The organism is Rummeliibacillus suwonensis, assembly GCF_007896435.1.
In the GTDB taxonomy this organism is placed as follows: domain Bacteria; phylum Bacillota; class Bacilli; order Bacillales_A; family Planococcaceae; genus Rummeliibacillus; species Rummeliibacillus suwonensis.
In genome coordinates, this window is record NZ_VCBL01000001.1 from 2,419,973 (window position 1) to 2,442,184 (window position 22,212).

21 protein-coding genes and 1 other annotated feature are annotated in these 22,212 nt (G+C 37.9%); all 21 genes read right to left on the minus strand.

Annotated features, from left to right (window positions below; all coding sequences use genetic code 11):
- Positions 1-2 precede the first annotated feature (2 nt).
- On the minus strand, positions 3-710 hold the full coding sequence (gene pyrF / locus FEU33_RS11080; RefSeq protein WP_146549423.1) for an orotidine-5'-phosphate decarboxylase: 708 nt from the start codon (positions 708-710) through the stop codon (positions 3-5).
- Positions 711-1,622: a dihydroorotate dehydrogenase gene (locus FEU33_RS11085; RefSeq protein WP_146549424.1), complete on the minus strand. Its 912-nt coding sequence runs from the start codon at positions 1,620-1,622 to the stop codon at positions 711-713.
- A complete protein-coding gene (locus FEU33_RS11090; RefSeq protein ID WP_146549425.1) occupies positions 1,619-2,395 on the minus strand; it encodes a dihydroorotate dehydrogenase electron transfer subunit in 777 nt (258 codons plus the stop codon). Before FEU33_RS11090 ends, FEU33_RS11085 begins: the two co-directional genes overlap by 4 nt.
- Positions 2,392-5,595, minus strand: a complete 3,204-nt coding sequence (carB, locus tag FEU33_RS11095; protein ID WP_146549426.1) for a carbamoyl-phosphate synthase large subunit — start codon at positions 5,593-5,595, stop codon at positions 2,392-2,394. The genes FEU33_RS11090 and carB overlap by 4 nt, the downstream gene beginning before the upstream one ends.
- The gene (locus FEU33_RS11100; RefSeq protein WP_146549427.1) at positions 5,588-6,691 is read right to left on the minus strand and encodes a carbamoyl phosphate synthase small subunit; all 1,104 of its coding nucleotides are present in this window, start codon (positions 6,689-6,691) and stop codon (positions 5,588-5,590) included. Before FEU33_RS11100 ends, carB begins: the two co-directional genes overlap by 8 nt.
- Positions 6,688-7,965 (minus strand): dihydroorotase, encoded by a 1,278-nt coding sequence (locus FEU33_RS11105; protein ID WP_146549428.1) that lies wholly within the window; start codon positions 7,963-7,965, stop codon positions 6,688-6,690. The genes FEU33_RS11100 and FEU33_RS11105 overlap by 4 nt, the downstream gene beginning before the upstream one ends.
- A gap of 3 nt (positions 7,966-7,968) precedes the next feature.
- Complete coding sequence (locus FEU33_RS11110; protein ID WP_146549429.1) at positions 7,969-8,847, minus strand: aspartate carbamoyltransferase catalytic subunit; 879 nt, start codon at positions 8,845-8,847, stop codon at positions 7,969-7,971.
- 200 nt (positions 8,848-9,047) lie between these two features.
- Entirely contained in the window at positions 9,048-10,388 is a 1,341-nt protein-coding gene (locus FEU33_RS11115; protein ID WP_146549430.1) for a uracil-xanthine permease family protein, read from the minus strand.
- Positions 10,389-10,695: 307 nt separating this feature from the next.
- A complete protein-coding gene (pyrR, locus tag FEU33_RS11120; RefSeq protein ID WP_146549431.1) occupies positions 10,696-11,235 on the minus strand; it encodes a bifunctional pyr operon transcriptional regulator/uracil phosphoribosyltransferase PyrR in 540 nt (179 codons plus the stop codon).
- 207 nt (positions 11,236-11,442) lie between these two features.
- Positions 11,443-12,354, minus strand: coding sequence for an RluA family pseudouridine synthase (locus FEU33_RS11125; RefSeq protein WP_146549432.1), 912 nt, complete (start codon positions 12,352-12,354; stop codon positions 11,443-11,445).
- A complete protein-coding gene (gene lspA / locus FEU33_RS11130) occupies positions 12,354-12,830 on the minus strand; it encodes a signal peptidase II (protein ID WP_146549433.1) in 477 nt (158 codons plus the stop codon). Before lspA ends, FEU33_RS11125 begins: the two co-directional genes overlap by 1 nt.
- A gap of 240 nt (positions 12,831-13,070) precedes the next feature.
- Positions 13,071-15,842, minus strand: a complete 2,772-nt coding sequence (gene ileS / locus FEU33_RS11135; protein ID WP_146549434.1) for an isoleucine--tRNA ligase — start codon at positions 15,840-15,842, stop codon at positions 13,071-13,073.
- Positions 15,843-16,031: 189 nt separating this feature from the next.
- Positions 16,032-16,257, minus strand: a binding site (T-box leader).
- Positions 16,258-16,311: 54 nt separating this feature from the next.
- On the minus strand, positions 16,312-16,821 hold the full coding sequence (locus FEU33_RS11140; RefSeq protein WP_146549435.1) for a DivIVA domain-containing protein: 510 nt from the start codon (positions 16,819-16,821) through the stop codon (positions 16,312-16,314).
- An 89-nt stretch (positions 16,822-16,910) separates the two neighbouring features.
- Positions 16,911-17,699, minus strand: coding sequence for a YlmH family RNA-binding protein (locus FEU33_RS11145; RefSeq protein ID WP_146549436.1), 789 nt, complete (start codon positions 17,697-17,699; stop codon positions 16,911-16,913).
- Positions 17,700-17,813: 114 nt separating this feature from the next.
- Positions 17,814-18,074, minus strand: coding sequence for a YggT family protein (locus FEU33_RS11150; protein WP_146549437.1), 261 nt, complete (start codon positions 18,072-18,074; stop codon positions 17,814-17,816).
- Between the two features lie 15 nt (positions 18,075-18,089).
- Complete coding sequence (locus tag FEU33_RS11155) at positions 18,090-18,593, minus strand: cell division protein SepF (protein WP_146549438.1); 504 nt, start codon at positions 18,591-18,593, stop codon at positions 18,090-18,092.
- Positions 18,577-19,281 (minus strand): YggS family pyridoxal phosphate-dependent enzyme, encoded by a 705-nt coding sequence (locus FEU33_RS11160; RefSeq protein ID WP_146549439.1) that lies wholly within the window; start codon positions 19,279-19,281, stop codon positions 18,577-18,579. Before FEU33_RS11160 ends, FEU33_RS11155 begins: the two co-directional genes overlap by 17 nt.
- 80 nt (positions 19,282-19,361) lie before the next feature.
- Entirely contained in the window at positions 19,362-19,598 is a 237-nt protein-coding gene (locus tag FEU33_RS11165; RefSeq protein ID WP_146549440.1) for a PRC-barrel domain-containing protein, read from the minus strand.
- Positions 19,599-19,688: 90 nt separating this feature from the next.
- Positions 19,689-20,468, minus strand: a complete 780-nt coding sequence (gene sigG / locus FEU33_RS11170) for an RNA polymerase sporulation sigma factor SigG (protein WP_146549441.1) — start codon at positions 20,466-20,468, stop codon at positions 19,689-19,691.
- Positions 20,469-20,561: 93 nt separating this feature from the next.
- Positions 20,562-21,269: an RNA polymerase sporulation sigma factor SigE gene (sigE, locus tag FEU33_RS11175; RefSeq protein WP_146549442.1), complete on the minus strand. Its 708-nt coding sequence runs from the start codon at positions 21,267-21,269 to the stop codon at positions 20,562-20,564.
- Positions 21,270-21,289: 20 nt separating this feature from the next.
- Positions 21,290-22,123, minus strand: coding sequence for a sigma-E processing peptidase SpoIIGA (locus FEU33_RS11180; RefSeq protein ID WP_146549443.1), 834 nt, complete (start codon positions 22,121-22,123; stop codon positions 21,290-21,292).
- Positions 22,124-22,212: the final 89 nt, after the last annotated feature.

Sequence of the window (22,212 nt, forward strand, 5' to 3'; positions counted from 1 at the left end):
TATTATTGTCCTCCCCATAATGCTTGTACTGTATGATAGGCTTTTACAACATCATCAGCTTGTGTGATTGCGCGTCCTACTACTATATGTGTAGATCCATTTTCTTTTGCAAATGTAGGTGTTGCAACACGTTTTTGATCATGCAGTGCGCCACCTGATAAACGAATCCCAGGCGTCACCTTTAAAAATTCTTTGCCACATACTTTTTCGATTGCTTTCGCTTCTAACACAGAACAAACGACTCCATCAAGTCCTGAAACTTTTGCTAGCTTGGCATAATTTAGAACAGATTCTTCTAGTGTCGTTGAAATTTTTTGTTCTTGTTGCATTTGTTCTTCACTAGTAGAAGTTAATTGCGTTACAGCAATCAATGCTGGACGTTTTTTGCCGGCTGGTGTACCTTCTTGCAAACCTTCAAGTGCTGCTTTCATCATTGTACTTCCTCCTGCAGCATGAACATTGACAATATCGACTCCCAGTTTCGCTAAGCCCCTCATAGCGGATTTAACAGTGTTTGGTATATCATGAAGTTTTAGATCAAGAAAAACTTCATGACCTTGTTCTTTTATCTTTTTAATAATGGAAGGGCCCTCTTGCAAATAAAGTTCTAAGCCTACTTTTACAAATAAAGATTCTTGAAAATGGGAAAGAAATTGAAAGACTTTCTCTTCTGATGGAAAATCTAAAGCAATGATCGGCTTATTTGACATTTATCGATGGCTCCTTCCAATAAGATCCGTTATTTTCTCACATGCTAGTTCATCTAATTTTTGTGGTAGCTCATCGATGATATTCGGACATACAAAAGGATCGACAAAGTTTGCAGTACCGACTGCGACAGCACTAGCACCTACCGATAGGAAATCGATGACATCCTCAGCATTTGTTATACCGCCCATACCAATAATCGGAATCTTCACCTGTTGACGAACATCGTAAATCATTCGGATAGCAATCGGCTTAACAGCAGGACCAGATAAACCACCTGTTCCATTAGCAATGATTGGCTTTCCTGTTTTTGGATGAAGCCTCATGCCGATTAATGTATTAATCATCGTAATACCATCAGCACCACCGGCTTCAACTGCCTTTGCAATTTCGACGATATTTGTAACATTTGGAGATAATTTAACATAGACAGGAACTTTTGATACTTCTTTGACAGCAGCTGTTAGACCACTTGCGGTATTAGCATCTGTACCAAATTGAATACCCCCACTTTTTACATTTGGGCAGGAGATATTCAATTCTAAAGCTTTCACATTTGGAGCTGTTGAAATTTTTTCAGCTACAGCTACATAATCAGCCGTCTCCGTACCAGCAACATTTGCAATAATGGGCACATCATATTGCTCTAACCATGGCAATTCATATTCCATCACATGTGCTAAACCCGGATTTTGTAAGCCAATTGCATTTAACATACCAGCAGCTGTTTCTGCCACCCGAGGAGTAGGATTTCCTCTCCGTGTTTCCAAAGTAGTCGCCTTGATCATAATGGCACCTAGTTTCGATAAATCATATAGCTTTGCAAATTCTTGTCCAAAGCCAAAACAACCAGATGCAGGAATAATAGGGTTTTTCAATGTTAACCCTGGTAACTCTACTTGTAATCGATTCATAGTGCAACCACTCCTCTTGGGAAGACTGGGCCATCCGAACAGATTTTTAAATAATCTTGCGCAACGATATCAGTTGTTTGGCATACACATGCATAACAAGCACCAATGCCGCAGCCCATTCTTTCTTCAAAAGATAAGAATCCCTTTTTATCCGGATATGTTTGCTCTAATGCTTTTAACATCGGTAAAGGACCACAACTATAAAAAACATCAAATGTTGGATTTAATTGTGCTAATAAATCTGTTACAAAGCCTTTTGAACCATAGCTACCATCGGCTGTCACAATGTAGGTTTCGCCAAGTTCGCTAAATTGTTTCTCATAGAAAACGTTATGAATCGATTGAAAGCCTAATACATGAATGGTATGAACACCTTTCGCATTGAGTTGCTTGGACAGTTCATACAATGGTGGCACACCAATGCCCCCACCAACTAATAAAGCTGTTTCTCCACTCTCTGTTTCTTCTACAGGAAAACCATTTCCTAAAGGGCCTAATATATCCACTTCATCGCCTGGTTGTTTTTGTGAAAGGATTTTTGTTCCACGTCCTCCTGCACGATAAAGCATTTTAAATTCCATATGTTCTGAATCTATCGAGCAAATGCTAATAGGTCTTCTAAGTAATGGTTCCAAACTATCTGATACACGAATGTGAACAAATTGACCAGGTTGCTTCATTTGAAGGGTGAGCTGACCAATTAAAGTCAGCTCAAAAATACCATCGGCTATTTGTTTTTGACGAACAACTTTCATCTTTTCTTGTTGAATCATGCATGTACCTCCAACTTTGCTTTCGGCATCGCAGTTGCTGTAAAGGTCATGGATTCGATGACACGTAAGATGGCTTCTGCTGTATCGAGTGAAGTAAGACAAGGTACACCATTTTCCACAGATTCACGACGAATTCTAAAACCATCTCGTGCTGGTTGTTTGCCTTTTGTCAATGTATTAATCACTAATTGTGCATTTCCATTTTGGATAACATCCAGTAATGTAGGACCGTTTGAACCGATTTTACCTACAGTTGTTGATTTAATACCTGCTTGTTTTAATGATTCTGCAGTACCTGGTGTTGCTAGAATAGAGTAACCAATTTCGACAAATCGTTTAGCAAGTGCGATGGCTTCTTCTTTGTCTTTATCTGCTACTGTCATTAATACGGCACCATGATCTTTAATCTTCATGCCTGCTGCAACAAAGCCTTTATACAATGCTTTTTCAAGTGTGCTATCTTTCCCCATTACTTCACCTGTAGACTTCATTTCAGGTCCTAATGTTGTATCAACACGGCGAAGTTTTGCAAAGCTGAATACTGGTACTTTGACAAATACGCCATCTTTCACGGGAGCAAGTCCTGTTGGATAGCCTTGCTGTGGAATGGATTGGCCAAGAATAGCCTTCGTTGCAACATTTGCCATTGGAATATTGGTAATCTTACTTAAGAATGGCACTGTACGTGATGCACGTGGATTTACCTCGATTACATAGACGACATCTCGAGAAATAACATATTGGATATTCATCAGACCTATGATGCCTAATCCTTTTGCTAGTCGCGTTGTGTAATCCACTAATGTATCAATATGTTGTTGTGACAAGTTTTGTGTAGGATAAACAGCAATCGAATCACCAGAATGTACCCCCGCACGTTCGATATGTTCCATAATACCTGGAATTAGAACATTTTCACCATCACAAATCGCATCTACTTCAATTTCCTTACCTGTTAAGTAACGGTCGATCAGTACAGGGTGTTCTGGAGATGCTTCCACTGCATTTTCCATATAATGGTTCAATTCAGCTGTAGTGTAGACGATTTCCATTGCACGTCCACCCAATACATATGAAGGGCGAACTAGCACTGGATATCCGATTTCTTCGGCAATGGCGATTGCTTCAGGTGTATTTGTTGCTGTTTTTCCCAATGGTTGTGGAATATTTAACTCATGTAGTGCTTCTTCAAAACGATCACGTGACTCTGCACGGTCGATAGAATCAAGTGATGTACCTAAAATTTTCACACCGCGAGCTTCTAATTTATCAGCAAGATTGATCGCTGTTTGACCACCAAATTGGACAACCACACCTTTTGGTTGTTCTAAGTCGATAATATGCATAACATCTTCTATCGTAAGTGGTTCAAAGTATAATTTATCCGAAATTGAAAAGTCCGTTGACACTGTTTCAGGGTTTGAGTTGATAATGATCGCTTCGTATCCAGCCTCTTGAATGGCCCAAACTGAATGTACGGTTGCATAGTCAAATTCAACACCTTGTCCTATACGGATTGGACCAGATCCTAAAACAATGACAGACTCACGATTGGAGCGAATTGATTCATTTTCCTCTTCGTATGTGCCATAGAAGTATGGTGTTTCTGATTCAAATTCCGCTGCACATGTATCAACCATTTTGTAAACTGGGATGATACCTTGTTCCTTACGAAAATCATATATTTTGTCAGCTGTTGTATGCCAAAGTTTGGCGATTGTTTCATCTGCAAAACCTAATTTCTTGGCTTTACGACAGGTTTCTGGATCATTCGGATGTTCCTTTAATACGGTTTCATAGTCAACGATATTTTTAAATTTATCTAGGAAGAATAAATCGATTTGACTCCATTCATGGATGGTTTCTACTGTTACACCACGGCGCAATGCTTCTGCAAGGAAGAATAGACGTTCATCGCCCGCTTTTCTAACACGTTTTTTAATCCATTCATCTGTTAAATCTTCTGCATGTTTCATCTCGATATGTTTATGACCTGTTTCCAGAGAACGTACAGCTTTTAAGATGGCCTCTTCAAAGTTGCGACCAATTGCCATTACTTCACCTGTAGCTTTCATTTGCGTTCCTAAGTTACGTTTAGCTGTTTCAAATTTATCAAAAGGCCAACGTGGAATTTTCGCTACAATATAGTCTAGTGCTGGTTCAAAGCAAGCGTAAGTCTTCCCTGTTACAGGATTGATCATTTCGTCTAATGTCAAACCGATAGCGATTTTAGCTGCTAGTTTGGCGATTGGATAACCTGTTGCTTTTGAAGCAAGTGCTGATGAACGTGATACACGTGGATTTACTTCGATAATATAGTAATTGAAGCTGTTGGGATCAAGTGCTAGCTGTACGTTACATCCACCCTCGATGCCTAAAGCACGGATAATTTTTAGGGAAACATTTCGCAACATATGATATTCGCGGTCTGATAATGTTTGAGAAGGAGCAACTACGATCGAGTCACCTGTATGAATACCGACTGGGTCAACATTTTCCATATTACATACGACAATGGCATTATCTTTTGAATCACGCATAACTTCGTATTCAATTTCTTTATAGCCAGCGATTGATTTTTCCAGTAAGCATTGCGTTACAGGAGAATATTTTAAACCGGAAGTTACAATCTCATGGAGGTCTTGTTCGTTATAGCAAATACCTCCACCTGTACCCCCAAGAGTAAAGGCAGGACGCACAATCACCGGATAACCAATTTTCTCAACAAAAGCTTCCGCTTCCTCTAAGTTGTGAACAATATCTGACTCCGGAGTTGGTACACCTAATTCATACATGAGATTACGGAATAGATCGCGATCTTCTGCTTGATTGATCGCATCTAATTTTGTCCCTAGAATTTCAATGCCCAATTCATCTAAAATACCTGAATTATGAAGCTCGATTGCCATGTTCAAACCAGTTTGACCACCTAGTGTAGGCAAAATAGCATCAGGGCGTTCCTTTCTTAAAATTCGTGATACGAATTCAAGTGAGATCGGCTCAATATAAACCGCATCCGCAATTTGAGTGTCTGTCATGATCGTTGCAGGATTGGAGTTGATCAAAATAACTCGGTATCCTTCCTCTTTAAGAGATAAACAGGCTTGCGTACCTGCATAGTCAAATTCTGCAGCTTGACCAATAACAATTGGACCGGAACCAATTACTAAAATAGATTGAATATCTTGACGTTTAGGCATGTTGTTTTTGCTCCTCTCTACCATTGTTATTCATTAACTCCATAAATTCATCGAATAAGTGGTTTGGATCTTCAGGCCCTGGTGAAGCTTCTGGATGATATTGTACTGTAAATATCGGATACTTTTTATGACGCAATCCTTCACAAGTTCCATCATTTAAGGCTACATGTGTTACTTCTAAATCTGTTCCCTCTAAAGAATCACTATCAATCGCATAGCCGTGGTTTTGCGAAGTTAATTCTGTACGACCTGTGCGTAGATCTTTTACGGGATGGTTTGCACCACGATGACCAAATTTTAGTTTGAAAGTTTTTGCCCCACATGCTAATCCAAAAAGTTGTTGGCCTAAACAAATACCGAAGATTGGCACTTTACCAACTAGTTCTTTTATGGTTTCAATCGCTTCAGGCACATCCCGTGGGTTGCCTGGTCCATTTGATAACATAATGCCATCTGGATGATAGGCAAGAATCTCTTTTGCTGTTGTATTGTAAGGTACAACAATGACATCACAGTCACGTTTATTTAACTCTCGCAGAATGCCATGTTTCATCCCAAAGTCTATCAACACAACACGATTTCCACGTCCTGGAGATGGATAAGCGCTTTTAGTTGAAACTTGAGCGACTTGGTTTGTTGGGAATGTTGTGTGACGAAGACGACTTACTACTTCCTCTACATTCACTTCTTCGCCTGCTGCTGAAAGATATCCTTTTACAGCACCCTCGTTGCGAATGAGACGAGTTAGTTTTCTTGTATCTACTCCCTCAATCCCTGGAATATCCTTCTCTTTAAAATAATCATCTAATGTACCTTCACTACGGAAATTGGATGGTGCTTTTGCTAATTCATGAATGACGAAACCTTTAATCGCAGGTGAGATCGTTTCAAAGTCGTCACGGTTAACGCCGTAATTTCCAATTAAAGGATAAGTCATAGTAACAATTTGCCCGCAGAATGATGGGTCAGAAAGTGTTTCTTGATATCCTGTCATACCTGTAGTAAATACAACTTCACCTTCTGATCCTTTATCGCTACCAAAAGCCTGTCCTTCGAATACTTCACCTGTTTCTAAGATAAGTTTTCTAATTGTCATTGTGCATCCTCCCAAACAATATTGCCTTCAAAAATAGTTAATATCGGCCATCCCTTAGCTTTCCAACCATTAAACGGTGTATTCCTACCCTTGGAAGCAAATTTTTCTGCATCTACGATCTTTTCTTTTTCCAAATCCAATAAAATCAAATCTGCTGAAGCACCTACTTCTATTTTGCCATATGGTAAATTGAATAGTTTTGCTGGTTTTACAGTCATCCAATCAATCAGTTGTTTTAAAGTCCATTTTCCCGTTTCAACAAATTGTGTATATAAAAGTGGAAAAGCAGTTTCAAATCCAACAATTCCAAACGGAGCTCCTACCATTCCGCAACATTTTTCTTCTTTTGTATGTGGCGCATGATCTGTAGCGATACAATCGATTGTGCCATCTAGTAAGCCTTCATGTAATGCTTGCCAATCTTCATTTGCCCGTAGCGGGGGATTCATCTTCCAATTTGCGTCATCTGATGGAATATCCATTTCTTCTAATAACAAATGGTGTGGACAAACTTCGGCAGTGACATGGATGCCCGCTGCTTTTGCATCACGTACAACTCGCACAGATTCTTTCGTTGAAACATGACAGACATGGTAATGTGCGCCTGCCGCTTCTGCCAATAGGACATCACGTGCAATTTGAACAGATTCACAAATAGAAGGAATCCCTGGCAGTCCTAGTTCTTTATTGCGCTTTCCTTCATGCATAACCCCACCATATATTAAGGAATTATCTTCACAATGCGCAACTACTGCCATATCGATTGCCGCTGCATCTTTCATTTGTTCGTACATGGTTGCGGCTTCTTGCACACCGACACCATCATCTGAAAAAGCAACTGCGCCATGTTCTTTTAATGCTTTTAGATTTGTTCGTTCATCACCTGATTGCGCAACGGTAAGAGAGCCATATGGCAATACCCGTACAACTGCACTTTTCTTGATCAAACCGTTAATCATATCTAAATGTTCTATTGAATCTGGTACTGGCTTTGTATTTGGCATCGCACAAATCGTTGTGAACCCACCCTTTGCAGCAGATTGAGAACCCGTAGCGATGGTTTCTTTATGTTCAAATCCTGGTTCACGTAAATGGACGTGTACATCAACAAATCCAGGTGCTACAACATGACCTTTTCCATCGATTACTTCATCTACAGTATTTTCAATGTGCTCACCGATTGCTGCAATTTTACCATTCTCAATTAAAATTTCTGTTGCTGTTAAAATCCCTGAGTCATTTATCATCTGTACGTTTTTGATCAGTTTTGTCATGTCTTAGCTTCTTCCCTTCAAGATATTTTCAACAATTGCCATTCTTACAAAAACACCGTTTTGTACTTGCTTGAATATACGAGAACGATCACATTCAACAAGTGATGAGTCTATCTCTACGCCACGATTGACAGGTGCTGGGTGCATGATGATCGCTCCATCTTTCATACGTTTTTCTCTTTCTTTCGTCAAGCCGTATCTTTCATGATAGCTTTCATTGGAATATCCTTCAAATGCAGCATCCCGCTCGTGCTGTACACGTAGAAGCATAATGACATCACTTGTTTCAATTAGATCATCCCAATCATAGTGAGCATCATATTCACCTTGCCACTGTGGTGGACAGACAATATTCACATTGGCTCCTAATCGTTGAAGTGCTATGATATCTGATTTTGCTACTCGGCTATGGGATACATCCCCAGCGATTGTAACATTTAATCCTTCAAATTTCCCGAACTCTTTGAAAATTGTATATAAATCCAGCATAGATTGAGAAGGATGCTGTCCAGCTCCATCTCCTGCGTTGATCACTGATACATTGATACCCTCTAATAATTCTTCATAATAAGCATCCTTTTTATGACGAATAACTACTGCGTCCAAACCGATCGATTCTAACGTTTTCACTGTATCGTACAATGTTTCACCTTTAAGCGTACTTGAAAATCCTGCTTCAAAAGGAATCACTGTTGCCCCTACTCGGCGCTCAGCTGTTTCAAAGCTCGTTTTGGTTCTTGTACTTGGCTCGAAGAATAAATTTGCCACCAAGTATTCTCGGTCTAGTTGTGGTTTTGCTCCTGCTTCAAACTCCGCAGCGCGTTTTAAAATTTCTTCGATTTCTTCGTTAGATACATTTTCCATTGACAGTAAATTTTTCATCATGTGCCTCCTAATTTGTTTACTTTACTCAGCTTGATTGAGCCTGATGGAGCTTTCAAATAAATAGCCTCCTTGAGGATCAAGGAGGCGGAGGAAGGATATGACATGATAAGCTTATATGACTATACATAATCATCCGCTTACCGTATCGAATCACCCTTCTGTGCCTCTCTGGGCAGCTATTAAAAGGTAAATCTTATTTAATTTTTCTTTTGCTTTTGTTGTTCGTCCTGTTCATCTGCAAGCAATTCTAAGTCTGGTTGAGCTGTACCAGGTAAAACGATATTCAATATAACCCCTACGATTGCTGCAAGAGCCATACCTTCCACTGAGAAGGTATCTGAGAATACTAGCTTACCGCCGCCAATTCCCAAGATTAAAATAACAGACGCGATGACTAAGTTACGATTGTGATCAAAGTCAATTTTGTTTTCTACTAACATACGTAGACCACTTGAAGCAATAATACCAAACAACAGGATAGATACGCCACCAAGTACTGGTGATGGAATCGAAGCAACAAGTGCCATAAGTTTACCTGAAAAGGCTAAAAGAATCGCACATACTGCTGCTCCAGCGATTACCCATACACTAAAAACGCGTGTGAGTACAAGTACCCCAATATTTTCACCATAAGTAGTTTTAGGTGGGCCACCAATTAAGGATGACACTAATGTTCCAAGACCATCACCTAAGAGTGAACGATTGAGTCCTGGCGATTTGATGAAGTTGCGGTGTACAACTTTACCAAGTACTAATTGGTGACCGATATGTTCAGAAATTGTGACAATGACAATGGGTACCATTGCAAAAAAGATTTTCGATGTCATATTCACTTTATAATCAATCCCTGGTATCAAGAAATCAGGTAATTGGAACCAACTGGCATCTTTCACTGTTTGCAGATTGATAAAACTAGTGCCGAACATTGCATCCGAGATCAAGGAAATAATATATCCGCCAATCATTCCTATTAAAATTGGCATCGTGCTAACTACACCTTTAAAGAAGTTATTGCAGATGATAGCAATAGCTAATGTTAATAACGCCACGATAAAATATGATGCATGGTAAATTTGTTCACCATTTTTCGTTGTTTCATACATTGCCATATTCACTGCTGTAACCGCTAGTCCTAAACCAATAACCATGATAACTGGCGCTACCACAATTGGTGGTAAGATTCGCATAATCCATTTATATCCTGTCTTCCAAATAACTAAGGACACAATGCCATATACTAAACCCACTAGCATTGCGCCAAGCATTGCACCTCCAGGACCTGATGCTTCAGAAGCAACCAAGATCGGTGCGATGAAGGCAAATGAGGAACCCAAGTAAGCTGGTACTTCAAAGCGTGTTATGAGTATAAAAATGAGTGTGGCAATACCACTCGTTAATAATGCGATTGCAGGTGATAGATTTGTCAATGTTGGTACAAGAATGGTTGAACCAAACATGGCAAACATATGTTGCAAACTTAATGTAATCAATTGCCCCGTTTTAGGCTTGTCGTTGATATCTAAAACAACGTTTGACATATCTTTATTTCCTCCGTATATAAAACTGTTATCTGTTATTTATTCGAATCAATTTCATAATGCAAAATTTAGATGAAAAACACGAACATTTCGAATCAACATGAACATTAATATTCAGAAGTTTTTATTCCGCTCCAGACGGCGCTTTCCACGGGCTTGGCTTCAATCTCCTCGTCACTACGTTCCTGCGGGGCTTTCAGCTCAAGCTTTTCCCGTAGGAGTCGCCGTCTTCCGCTCCACAACTATCAAAATTAGTTATTCTTAAATGTTCGTATTTTTTAAAAAGAAAATGATTTATGAAATTGATTTATTCATATATTGTTACTAAATCTTGCCCATCAACTTCTACCATACTTACCACAATTCGCTCCTGCCGAGCAGTTGGAATATTCTTTCCTACAAAGTCTGCTCGTATGGGTAATTCGCGATGACCACGATCTACTAATACAGCAAGCTGAATTTGAGAAGGTCTACCGATATCCATCACAGCATCCATTGCTGCGCGTACTGTTCTACCCGTATAAAGTACATCATCAACTAAAATCACTTTTTGATTTGTCACATCGTACGTAATGTCGACTTGTTGTACAAGCGCTTCTCCATTGGAAGTTTTAACTGATAAATCATCTCGGTAAAGAGAAATATCCAGTTCTCCTGATCGGATTTCTTTCTTTTCAATTGTGTTAATCTTTTGCGCTAAGCGTTTTGCAAGAAATGCTCCCCTTGTTTTAATCCCCACAAGGATACATTCATCGATCCCTTCGTTGCGTTCGATAATCTCATGTGCGATTCTTGTTAACGCTCTATCCATGGCTGCTTGTTCTAGAAGTTCGGCCTTTTTAGTCACTAATGATTCCTCCTTTCTCGGCTAAAAAAAAACTCTTGAGCTAAGGGCCCAAGAGGATATAGGTATACTTGTAAATATGTCAAATGAACTGTAATTTATACAGTAATCTCACAATATTTAGCATCCCTTTCCAGCCTCTCTGGACTGTCTTTAAAAGGTGAATATTATTTTCACTGGGATAAGTATATTCTTATATGACTTAAACTGTCAATAGCTTTTTCTCAATTCATCTAACAACTGCTGATAGTCTTTAGGAAGTGGCGCTTCAAACTCTAAATACTCATTTGTTGTTGGATGCACAAAGCCTAAAATCCCTGCATGTAAAACTTGTCCACCAAAGTCGATGGTTTTCTTCAAACCATATTTGGGATCGCCCACTAAAGGATAACCAATATAATTCATATGTACACGAATTTGATGTGTACGTCCCGTTTCAAGACGACATTCAATCAATGTATAATCTACGCCAAAACGATCGATTACTTGGAAATGGGTCACAGCATGTTTTCCATTATCTACTACCGCCATTTTTTGACGATCTTTAGAATCGCGACCAATGGGTGCATCAATTGTACCTTTATCATGAGGGATATGTCCGTGAACAAGTGCTGTATAACGTCGTGTTACCGTTTTATCCACTAATTGTTGTACAAGTGATTCATGTGCTCGATCATTTTTTGCTACCATCAGCAAACCTGAAGTATCTTTATCAATGCGATGAACAATCCCAGGGCGCATGATGCCATTAATACCTGATAAATCTTTGCAATGATACATGAGTCCATTTACTAAAGTACCCGTTGTATGCCCAGGTGCAGGATGTACAACCAGGCCTTTTGGTTTGTTCACAACAAGAACATCTGCATCTTCATAGACAATATCAAGATCCAAATCCTCCGCTATAATCTCAAGTGGTTCTGGCTCAGGAGGCGTTACAATAATGACATCTCCCTCTTGCACTTTATATTTTGGTTTTATGACTTGATCGTTTACAACTACAAGACCTTCTTGAAGAAATCCTTGAATTTGCGTCCGTGACCAGTCTTTTTGCATAGAGGCAAGTGCTTTATCAATACGTTCACCTTGCACCTCTTTTGTTGCCGTAAATGTGACTGACATTACTTCACCTTTTTCCGTTCTAATTGATCTTCAAATAACAAGTAAATGATTAACAATATAACCCCAATAGTTAGCGATGCATCCGCAATATTAAATATAGGAAAATCATAATCGATTACTGGAATAATGACATGTACAAAATCTACTACTTCCCCACGGAATAATCGATCGATAAAGTTCCCAATAGCTCCACCTAATAATAACATCAGACTAACTTGGAACATTGGTTTTCCCTTACCTTCTTTATGATAGTAATAAATAATTCCCACAATTACTATAATAGTGACTAATGCGAATAACCAAAATTGACCTTGCAGCATCCCCCATGCCGCTCCACGATTCCGATGGGATAATAAGCCAAAATATGGATCAATAATCGAAATACTCTCCCCGTAGTGCATATTTTTAACGATACTCCATTTTGATAGTTGATCAAGTATGATCACAAAAATAGCTATTCCATAATATTTATACACAACAAATCCTCCATTTACTCCCGAATCTAACCTATTTTATCATATAATAGCCTGAAGCGAAAAAAGACTTGTATTCGCTGATTGTTGAATGTTCCAATATCATGTATGATTCACTTTATCCCGCAAACAATCTTGTGCTTTCCATAGAATAGAACTTTCTAAGAACTCGTATTTTCCTTCAAACAAAAAAGTGGCTCAAAATTTTATGATGAGCCACTCCCTTTGGACGATTGATCGAACTTATTCTACATTCGCATAATACTTTTCAACAGTATCCGCACAATGTTCACATAATGTTGGGTGTTTATGATTATGACCTACTGTTTTAGAAATCGTCCAGCAACGTTCACATTTTTCACCTTCTGCTTTTTCAACGACAACCGCAACTTTTTCTGTTTTAATCGCATGGTCTGGGGCATCTTCCAACGCACCACCCACAGCAAAATCAGAAACGATATTTAGTTGAGCAAAGTTGATATTAGCATCATTTAAAAGTGTCACTACTTCATCAGTACCATAAACTGTTGCTTTACCTTCTAATGATTTACCAATTGTTTTGGCATTACGTGCTTCTTCTAATGCTTTTAAAACAACATCACGGATCTTCATAATTTTCGTCCATTTATCAGTTAAAGCTACAAAATTTTCCTTTTGAACAGCATCAGGCATATCTGTCAATTGTACACTTTCTGCATCTTTATATTGTAAATATGACCACAATTCATCTGTCGTATGAGGAATGATTGGTGTCATTAGTTTTAATAACGCATGTAATGTATCATACATCACAGATTGCATTGCGCGACGAGCAGGATGATCCACACCTTCAATATAGACAACGTCTTTTGCAATATCCAAATAGAATGAACTTAACTCAGAGGCAATGAAGTTGTTGACTGCTTTATAAACCGTTGCAAATTCATATTGATCATAGGCCTCACGTGAAGTTCGGATGAGGTTTTGCAATTCCATATACATATATTGATCCACTTCACGTAAATCTTCATAAGCTACATAATCAGTGTTTGGATTAAAGTCATGTAGGTTACCATGTAAGAATTTTAGTGTATTACGAATTTTTCGATACACTTCAGATACTTGTTTCAACATATCCATTGAAATACGAACATCGGCTGTATAGTCAACAGAGGCAACCCATAGACGTAAAATATCTGCACCATATTGGTTCATCACTTTGCTTGGTGCAATAATATTGCCAAGTGATTTACTCATTTTACGTCCGTCCCCATCCAATACAAAACCATGAGAAAGCAAGCCCTTATATGGTGCGTAACCATTCATCGCTACAGAAGTGATTAATGATGAGTTAAACCAACCACGATATTGGTCAGAACCTTCTAAGTATAGATCTGCTGGATAACGAAGTTCTGGGCGTTCTTCTAGTACACCTTGGTGAGATGAACCTGAGTCGAACCAAACGTCCATAATGTCATTTTCTTTTGTAAATTCGCCGTTTGGAGAACCTGGGTGTGTAAAACCTTCAGGAAGTAATTCTTTCGCTTTTTTTTGGAACCAAATATTCGAACCGTGTTCACGGAATAATTCTTGTACATGAGCAATTGTTTCTTCTGTAATGATTTCTTCGCCGTTTTCAGCATAAAATACTGGGATTGGAACACCCCATGCACGTTGACGAGAAATACACCAATCACCACGATCACGGATCATATTATAAAGGCGAGTTTCGCCCCAAACTGGCGTGAATTTGGTGTCACGAATTGCTTGCAGTAATTCAGGACGGAATTTATCAATAGATGCAAACCATTGTGGTGTTGCACGGAAAATAACAGGTTTTTTTGTACGCCAATCATGTGGATATGAATGCGTAAAGAATGATAGATTTAATAATGCGCCAACTTCTTCAAGTTTTTCGCAAATTGGTTTATTGGCCTTGTCATAGAACATACCTGCAAATTCACCAGCATCTTCTGTCAAGCATCCTTTGTGATCGACTACTGAAAGAATATCTAAACCATAACGTTTTCCTACTACATAGTCATCTTCCCCGTGACCAGGAGCTGTATGGACACAACCAGTACCTGCATCGAGTGTGACATGATCACCAAGCATTACGAGGGAATCGCGACCAAATAATGGATGTTTTGCAACCACATTTTCAAGGTCTGCACCGCTGATTTCACGGTCAATTTCTGGGTTTTCCCACCCAAGTTTTTCAGCTACCTTTTCAAGTAAACCTTTTGCAATAATATATTTTGCCCCATTTGCTTTTACAACAATATAGGTATATTCAGGATTTACTGAAATCCCTAAGTTCGCTGGCATTGTCCAAGGAGTAGTAGTCCAAATGATGAATTTTTCATCGTTATTGACTACACCTTTACCATCTTTTACATCAAATGCAACGTAAATAGAAGGTGATTTAATATCTTTATATTCGATTTCAGCTTCAGCAAGGGCTGATTCACTTGAAGGAGACCAGTAAACAGGTTTTAACCCTTTGTAGATATAACCTTTTTTGGCCATTGCTCCAAATACACCGATTTGTCGAGCTTCAAACTCCGGTTTTAATGTAATATACGGATTTTTCCAGTCACCACGAACACCAATACGTTTAAATTGTTCGCGTTGACGATTCACTTGTTCATAGGCATAATCCTTACATAATTCGCGGAACTCAGCGATGGACATTTTTTTACGGTCATGTCCTTTGTTTGTAAGTGCTTGCTCGATTGGTAGACCATGAGTATCCCATCCGGGAACGTATGGTACATAGAAACCTGTCATTGAACGATGACGATTGATCATATCTTTTAAAACTTTGTTTAATGCATGCCCCATATGAAGATCACCATTTGCGTATGGAGGTCCATCATGAAGGATGAAAGCGGGACGATCTTTCGTACGTTCAAGTACTTTTGCATTGATGCCCATTTCTTCCCATTTTGTTTGCATTTTAGGCTCATTGTTTGGCAAATTTCCTCGCATAGGGAAATCCGTTTTTGGCATTAATAAGGTATTTTTATATTCCATATTGGAAAATCCTCCTTTTATGATAAGTACGTATCACATTTCAATTACCAATCATGTATCCACATGGTTTTAGTGGTGTAGTTCGGTCACATCTCATTTGAAAGTTGAAATCAGCTTTCCATTCAAACCAAGAATGACTTCCCGTTTGGATGAATTATTTAGCACTGCAATAAAAAACTCCTCATCCCAAAAAGGGACGAGGAGGAATTATCTCGCGGTACCACCCTAGTTGCGTCAATGATTATTGACGCCTCTTTAGACACCGTAACGTGGCTTATACGAGATTGCTTACTTCTAATCGTTCAGCAATCTAGTTCAGGAGTGATTTTCTTTTAAAAGCGTTTCGTTTGAGCTTCCACTATCCTCAAATCGCTGAGCAGCACTTAAAAAATACTCTCTCCATCATTACTTTGTTATACATATATGTTGACATTATAGAAAAACATAAGCATTCAGTCAAGTGTCTTCACTAATCTTGTGGTAAATCTAAACGTTCCAATTCTGTCGTATCCACTTCATATTCCATCAAATGATCCCAGTCATCTGATTCGATTAGATCCAGTTGCGCTTCCACAATCATTTTGAAGCGGTTTCGGAATACTTTCGATTGCTTTTTCAATTCCTCGATTTCTAAGGCAATACGGCGAGCTTTAGAAAGGGCTTCATTGACGATACGATCGGCATTTTTTTCTGCTTCTTTGACAATCAGCTTCGCCTCTTTTTGTGAGTTGCGGCGAACTTCTTCTGCAGCTTCTTGAGCGATAACGATCGATTTTTGTAATGTTTCTTCAATCGAATTATAATGACCAATTTGCTCATTACTGGATAGAAGCTTATCTTCTAATTCTTTTTTCTCTTTTAAAATCAGCTCATAGTCTTTGATTACTTGTTCTAGAAATTCATTTACTTCGTCCTCATTGTAACCTCTAAAACCACGACTAAAATCTTTGTTATGTATGTCAAGTGGTGATAATGGCATATTTTGCACCTCTCCTTAACAGCATTTATTCATTATTATACCTTTGTCTATAGGTAACTTCACTAGAAAAACAAAATTTTTAATAAAAATTACGATTTCCGTTCTATTCGCCTAATTTTTATGCGGATTTTCTCCTTTTTTGTCCTTCCTTCAATCGATTTTATGACTAATCGACCATATCCCCTAATGGACAATAAATCCGATTCATGTAATTCGAATGCCACTTGTTCACGAACAGCAAAATTTACTTTTACCTTTCCTGCCTGAATAAGCATAGCTGCTTTTTGACGAGAAATCGGATAAACAGAAGCTAATACGGTATCTAAACGCATGGAACTCGTTGTAAGCAATTGTTCAATCCACATTGACTCAGCAGGTAATAAGGGGACATTCTGCTGCAATTCATTCACTTGGACCTTTGCTTTCCCAATACTATCAAGATTAATACGTACATACTCCAGTATTTCTTCTGCCACAGCAAATTGAACAGATGAATGATCTAATCGGATATCGCCAAATTTTGAACGCTCTAACCCAAGTGATAGCAGAGCCCCTAATACGTCAGGATGCTTAAGTTGTATAAACTTAGAAGGATACGCCAATTCACAAATAGCTATTCTAAAGTCTTCATCCGTTGGTTGGAAATAGTCTGGATAAATCATCATACGTTTTCTCTCTGCTTCATAAAAGCGCCCATTTTCAGCTACTAAAACGTCACTATTTTTCCCGATGATTGATTGCGTGATCAGCTGTTGGCGTGGATCTAAAAAATCTGTTAGCTTAGGTGCATATCGATCCTCCACTTCTTGTTTCCATCCTATTATCTGTTCGATAAAGGACTTTTCTTCCGGTCTAAAATGTTGGAAAATCTCTTCCATCTCATATCCTCTTTCTTACAGCAATCTTTTTCTTATGCGAATTCATCTGTATATCAAAAATAGCATGCTAGGTCGATTCCTAACATACTATTTTTACTTTTGGGACAACTCCTTTTAAAGGATATATCCTAAAACATTGTATACTCCTGCTTGGATCAGATTCAAAACAATAAGCGCTATAATTGGTGAAATATCAATCATTCCAATAGGCGGGATAAATCGTCTAAAGAAATCTAAATATGGATCACAAATCTTAGCTAATATTCTACCGAACTTAGAATCATATGCTGACGGTATCCAAGACATCAGTATATAGATGATTAAAGCTATAGAATAAAATTGAAATAAATAGTTTACGATTGTAAATATCAGCATGGACATTAAACTCCTCTATTGTAAATCTTCATAGAAATAATCTGAGATATTACCATCTACTTCTACATTATCTGGTGTACATAAAAATATATTCGTACCTATTCGTTTGATGTCCCCACCTAAAGCAAAAATAGTTCCACTTAAAAAATCTATAATGCGAATGCCTTGTTCTCGATCAATTCTTTGTAAATTGACGACAACAGTGCGTTTGTTTTTTAAATTATCGGCAATATCTTGAGCTTCTGCATAAACGCGTGGCTCCGACAAAATAACTTTTGACATTTTTTGTGTAATGCTCACAAGATTGGGCATGTTAGAATGTTCCATATGTTTTGGATGTTCTTTCACCATTGGTTTTTTCACCACTGCTGGTTTACTACTTACCGCTGGTCTCGTTTGCTGCCTCTGTACTGGTGATGCTGCTGGCTGATGGGTAGATTCTTGTTGTTTAACATTTTCTTCTACATAGTCCTCTTCTTCTAGATAGAAATAATTCTTTAGTTTATCCTTTATTTTCATAAAGATCCCTTCCTTCATTGCCAACTAGAGCAGTGCCAATACGGACGAATGTTGCACCTTCTTCAACAGCGATTTCATAGTCGTTAGACATTCCCATTGAAAGTTCGGTACATGGAGCGTGTTCATAACCTTTACTAGCAATCTCTAACTGCAGTTTTTTTAATCCTTTAAACACGTTTCGTATCAACTCTTTATCTTCTGTGTTAGGTGCCATTGTCATTAATCCTACAATACGGATATGTGGAAAATCACTCAATTGCTCAATAAATGTAGGAACTTCCTCTGGAATAAGACCATGTTTTGACTCTTCACCTGATACATTAACTTGTACAAAACAATTGACGATATGATCAGCCCGTTTATCGATTTCTTGAGCTAGGCTAAGACGATCGAGAGAATGTAAATAATCAATTTGGTTGATCACTTTACGCACTTTTCTTGTTTGTAAAGAGCCAATATAATGCCATGTTGCTCTATCTACGATCGTTTCATGCTTTTCTAATAATCCTTCAGGTCTGTTTTCGCCTAAATGAGTTAATCCTGCATCTAATGCTTCAATTGCTCGCTCCGTTGAAACTTGTTTAGTAACAGCAATAATAGCAACGTCTGAAAGTTTTCTATCAGCTTTTTGGCAAGCTGATTCAATATTTTTTTGAATATCTCGTAAATTATCAATCACTAATGTCATAATAGCCTCATCTTTTCAAAGATACTTGTTATTTTATTGTATCAAGCCTATTGTAATTTATCAATGAATAGCCATATTTTTCAATCTAATCCCTTCACTAAAATGACATCTTTCCCCACCACTATTATATCTTCTATCGGTATTTTTAAAGTTTCTTTGTTATTTCCTGAAAATGGGTTGATTTTTTTAGGTTCCGCTACTACAAATGCCTCTACGTATCCTGTTTCTTTATGAACCACTGCATCTTCAACGTATCCTAAAAAACGTCCGCTATTCGCAGCGATGATTTCTTTACGCTGAATGTCTGAAAAGCGCATCCTTATCCCTCCTAAAGTATTTTATGTATATATATGAACAAGAAGCATCAATCTTGATTATGATCAATGCTTCTTGTTTGTTGTGTCCTATTATTTTTCACTAGCTTGCTCTTGAATCATCTTTAAAGCACTTTTTTCTAATCTTGAAATTTGTGCTTGAGAAATTCCTAAATCTTTCGCAATTTCTGTTTGAGTATGGCCATAATAATAACGTTGCGAAAGAATATTTTGTTGCCTTCTGTCCAATTTTTGTATTTGTTCTTTAATAGCGACATAAGTTAACCAGCGATCTTCTGAAACTGTCTGATCTTTTAATTGATCCATCATATATACAGGATCGCCACCCTCAGCATATATCGGCTCATGTAATGACATCGGTTCTTGGATTGCATCTAATGCAAATAATATATCCTCTTGTGGTAAACCCGTCATCCTAGCTAAGTCTGTTAGCGTTGGTTCACGTAATTCTTCCGTTAAAAATTGCTCTTTGGCTTGCATCGCTTTATAAGCAATATCACGTAATGATCTTGAAACGCGTAGTGGATGGTGATCTCTTAAATGCCTTCTAATTTCACCAATGATCATGGGTACTGCATAGGTTGAAAATCGAACATTATGCGATAAGTCAAAATGGTCAATTGATTTTAATAACCCAATACAACCTACTTGGAATAAATCATCAGCCTGTTCACCTCTATAAGCAAAACGGCCGACAATACTTAATACTAACCGTAAATTTCCCATCACAAGTTGTTCTCTTACTTCTTCTTGTCCATTTTGTAATGCAACAAATAATTGTCGCATTTCTTCATGTTTCAAAACAGGTAATGTGGATGTATCAACACCACAAATTTCAACTTTTGTTCGCATATTTTACCCTCCGGATGCTTCATCACTGTTAGTAAATTCAGTGTGTCCGAAACGAATAATAATATGCGCTTTATTTCCTTCCAAATTCAACCGTTATGATGTCAATTGATTTAAATGATTTCGTAACTCTTGAATAATTTTCTTTTCTAAACGGGAAATATAAGACTGTGAAATCCCTAAATGATCTGCTACTTCTTTTTGTGTCATTTCTTCTTTACCTGCAAGTCCAAAGCGACATTCCATAATATACCGTTCTCTTTCATCTAATTTTTGAATGGCATGAAACATGTGCTGACGTTCCATCTTTTTCTCTACATCATCTGTGATGAGATGTTCATCTGTTCCTAAAATATCGGATAATAATAGCTCATTGCCATCACCATCTGAGTTTAAAGGTTCATCTAATGAAACTTCGCCTTTCATACGACTTGTCTTTCGCAAATGCATTAAGATCTCATTTTCAATACATCTCGAAGCGTAAGTCGCTAATTTTATTTTCTTATCAGCATTGAATGTTTCTATCGCCTTGATTAAACCAATAGAGCCGATACTAATCAAATCTTCGATAGGTGTCTTTGCATTATCGAATCGTCTTGCAATATAGACAACCAGTCTCAAGTTATGCTCAATCAAAATATCTCTGGCGTGCATATCACCGTTTTTGAAAGCAGCAATCATTTCTTGTTCCTCTTCTTTTTTCAAGGGTATTGGTAAAGATTCATGGCTACCAATGTAAAATGTGCCTGTTCTCCTAAGTCTTGCAATAGCCTCTGTTAACCAACGCCAAAATCGACGAATCATTCGTTAAAAACCTCCATTCATTAAATGTGATATAAAGCAGTAAAATGTAATATGGCATCTGCTTCCTGTGGAAACGGGGTGTTTTGGATAGAAATAATAAAAAAACCGGGTGATATCGGGCGATTTTCTTCGTCTTTTATCAACCATTTATCATAGCGAAAAGCTAAACTATATGTTTTTTTTTCTTGAACAGTTGTTATCGGGATAACAACCACTTTCTTTTGAAAATATTCTGGAAACATCTTTAAATCATATGGATCACTCACATCCCATTGAAACAACGCCATTTTCAAATTGTCAGGTAAGGAATGTTCTATTGCTTTATAACGTACAAAATGAACAGGTTTTCCTGATAACGGCTCAACTGTCGTATTTCCTGTATCTATAAAACATTTTAAGGAAACGGTTATTTCTCCTAATTGTAAATCACATAATTGCACTAAACGTTGCTGTAAATTATCTTCTCTAGCTACAAGTAGTCGATTTTTCAACAATAATAATCCTGCCGTTGCAATAATCCCACTTATGATCAATAGAGTAAATACTGAAGTGTTAATCCATAGCGGTTCGAATGCAGTAAATAGCCCGCCTGCAAACAAAGCCGCTACAAAGCACATGAGAGCGCCTTTCCACCAATTGCGAATTTGCCAACCAAAAGCAACCGTAATCATTAAAATAAACGCAATAACCATCATGAGAAAATGGTGTCCAAAAATAACAATCCAAATACCTGCAAGAAAAGCACTGATAAGTAATCTTCTTTTTGATTGTTGCAAATAACATATTGAATTTGTAAAAGAAAGAATCACATAGTTAAAAAGGGTATTCATCAATATCAGCACTTCGCCATACAATTCACCACCTCCCACATAGAAAAGATAACATAACAAGTCTTCAAAAAATGTCAAAGGGTGAATGTAGAAAGAAGAAACTTTCCGACATA

What these genes read in the sequence shown, in the direction of transcription:
- pyrF (WP_146549423.1), bottom strand. Translation starts at nt 710, where the DNA reads ATGTCAAATAAGCCGATCATTGCTTTAGATTTTCCATCAGAAGAGAAA.
- FEU33_RS11085 (WP_146549424.1), bottom strand. Translation starts at nt 1,622, where the DNA reads ATGAATCGATTACAAGTAGAGTTACCAGGGTTAACATTGAAAAACCCT.
- FEU33_RS11090 (WP_146549425.1), bottom strand. Translation starts at nt 2,395, where the DNA reads ATGATTCAACAAGAAAAGATGAAAGTTGTTCGTCAAAAACAAATAGCC.
- carB (WP_146549426.1), bottom strand. Translation starts at nt 5,595, where the DNA reads ATGCCTAAACGTCAAGATATTCAATCTATTTTAGTAATTGGTTCCGGT.
- FEU33_RS11100 (WP_146549427.1), bottom strand. Translation starts at nt 6,691, where the DNA reads ATGACAATTAGAAAACTTATCTTAGAAACAGGTGAAGTATTCGAAGGA.
- FEU33_RS11105 (WP_146549428.1), bottom strand. Translation starts at nt 7,965, where the DNA reads ATGACAAAACTGATCAAAAACGTACAGATGATAAATGACTCAGGGATT.
- FEU33_RS11110 (WP_146549429.1), bottom strand. Translation starts at nt 8,847, where the DNA reads ATGAAAAATTTACTGTCAATGGAAAATGTATCTAACGAAGAAATCGAA.
- FEU33_RS11115 (WP_146549430.1), bottom strand. Translation starts at nt 10,388, where the DNA reads ATGTCAAACGTTGTTTTAGATATCAACGACAAGCCTAAAACGGGGCAA.
- FEU33_RS11125 (WP_146549432.1), bottom strand. Translation starts at nt 12,354, where the DNA reads ATGTCAGTCACATTTACGGCAACAAAAGAGGTGCAAGGTGAACGTATT.
- ileS (WP_146549434.1), bottom strand. Translation starts at nt 15,842, where the DNA reads ATGGAATATAAAAATACCTTATTAATGCCAAAAACGGATTTCCCTATG.
- FEU33_RS11140 (WP_146549435.1), bottom strand. Translation starts at nt 16,821, where the DNA reads ATGCCATTATCACCACTTGACATACATAACAAAGATTTTAGTCGTGGT.
- FEU33_RS11145 (WP_146549436.1), bottom strand. Translation starts at nt 17,699, where the DNA reads ATGGAAGAGATTTTCCAACATTTTAGACCGGAAGAAAAGTCCTTTATC.
- FEU33_RS11150 (WP_146549437.1), bottom strand. Translation starts at nt 18,074, where the DNA reads ATGCTGATATTTACAATCGTAAACTATTTATTTCAATTTTATTCTATA.
- FEU33_RS11155 (WP_146549438.1), bottom strand. Translation starts at nt 18,593, where the DNA reads ATGAAAATAAAGGATAAACTAAAGAATTATTTCTATCTAGAAGAAGAG.
- FEU33_RS11160 (WP_146549439.1), bottom strand. Translation starts at nt 19,281, where the DNA reads ATGACATTAGTGATTGATAATTTACGAGATATTCAAAAAAATATTGAA.
- FEU33_RS11165 (WP_146549440.1), bottom strand. Translation starts at nt 19,598, where the DNA reads ATGCGCTTTTCAGACATTCAGCGTAAAGAAATCATCGCTGCGAATAGC.
- sigG (WP_146549441.1), bottom strand. Translation starts at nt 20,468, where the DNA reads ATGCGAACAAAAGTTGAAATTTGTGGTGTTGATACATCCACATTACCT.
- sigE (WP_146549442.1), bottom strand. Translation starts at nt 21,269, where the DNA reads ATGATTCGTCGATTTTGGCGTTGGTTAACAGAGGCTATTGCAAGACTT.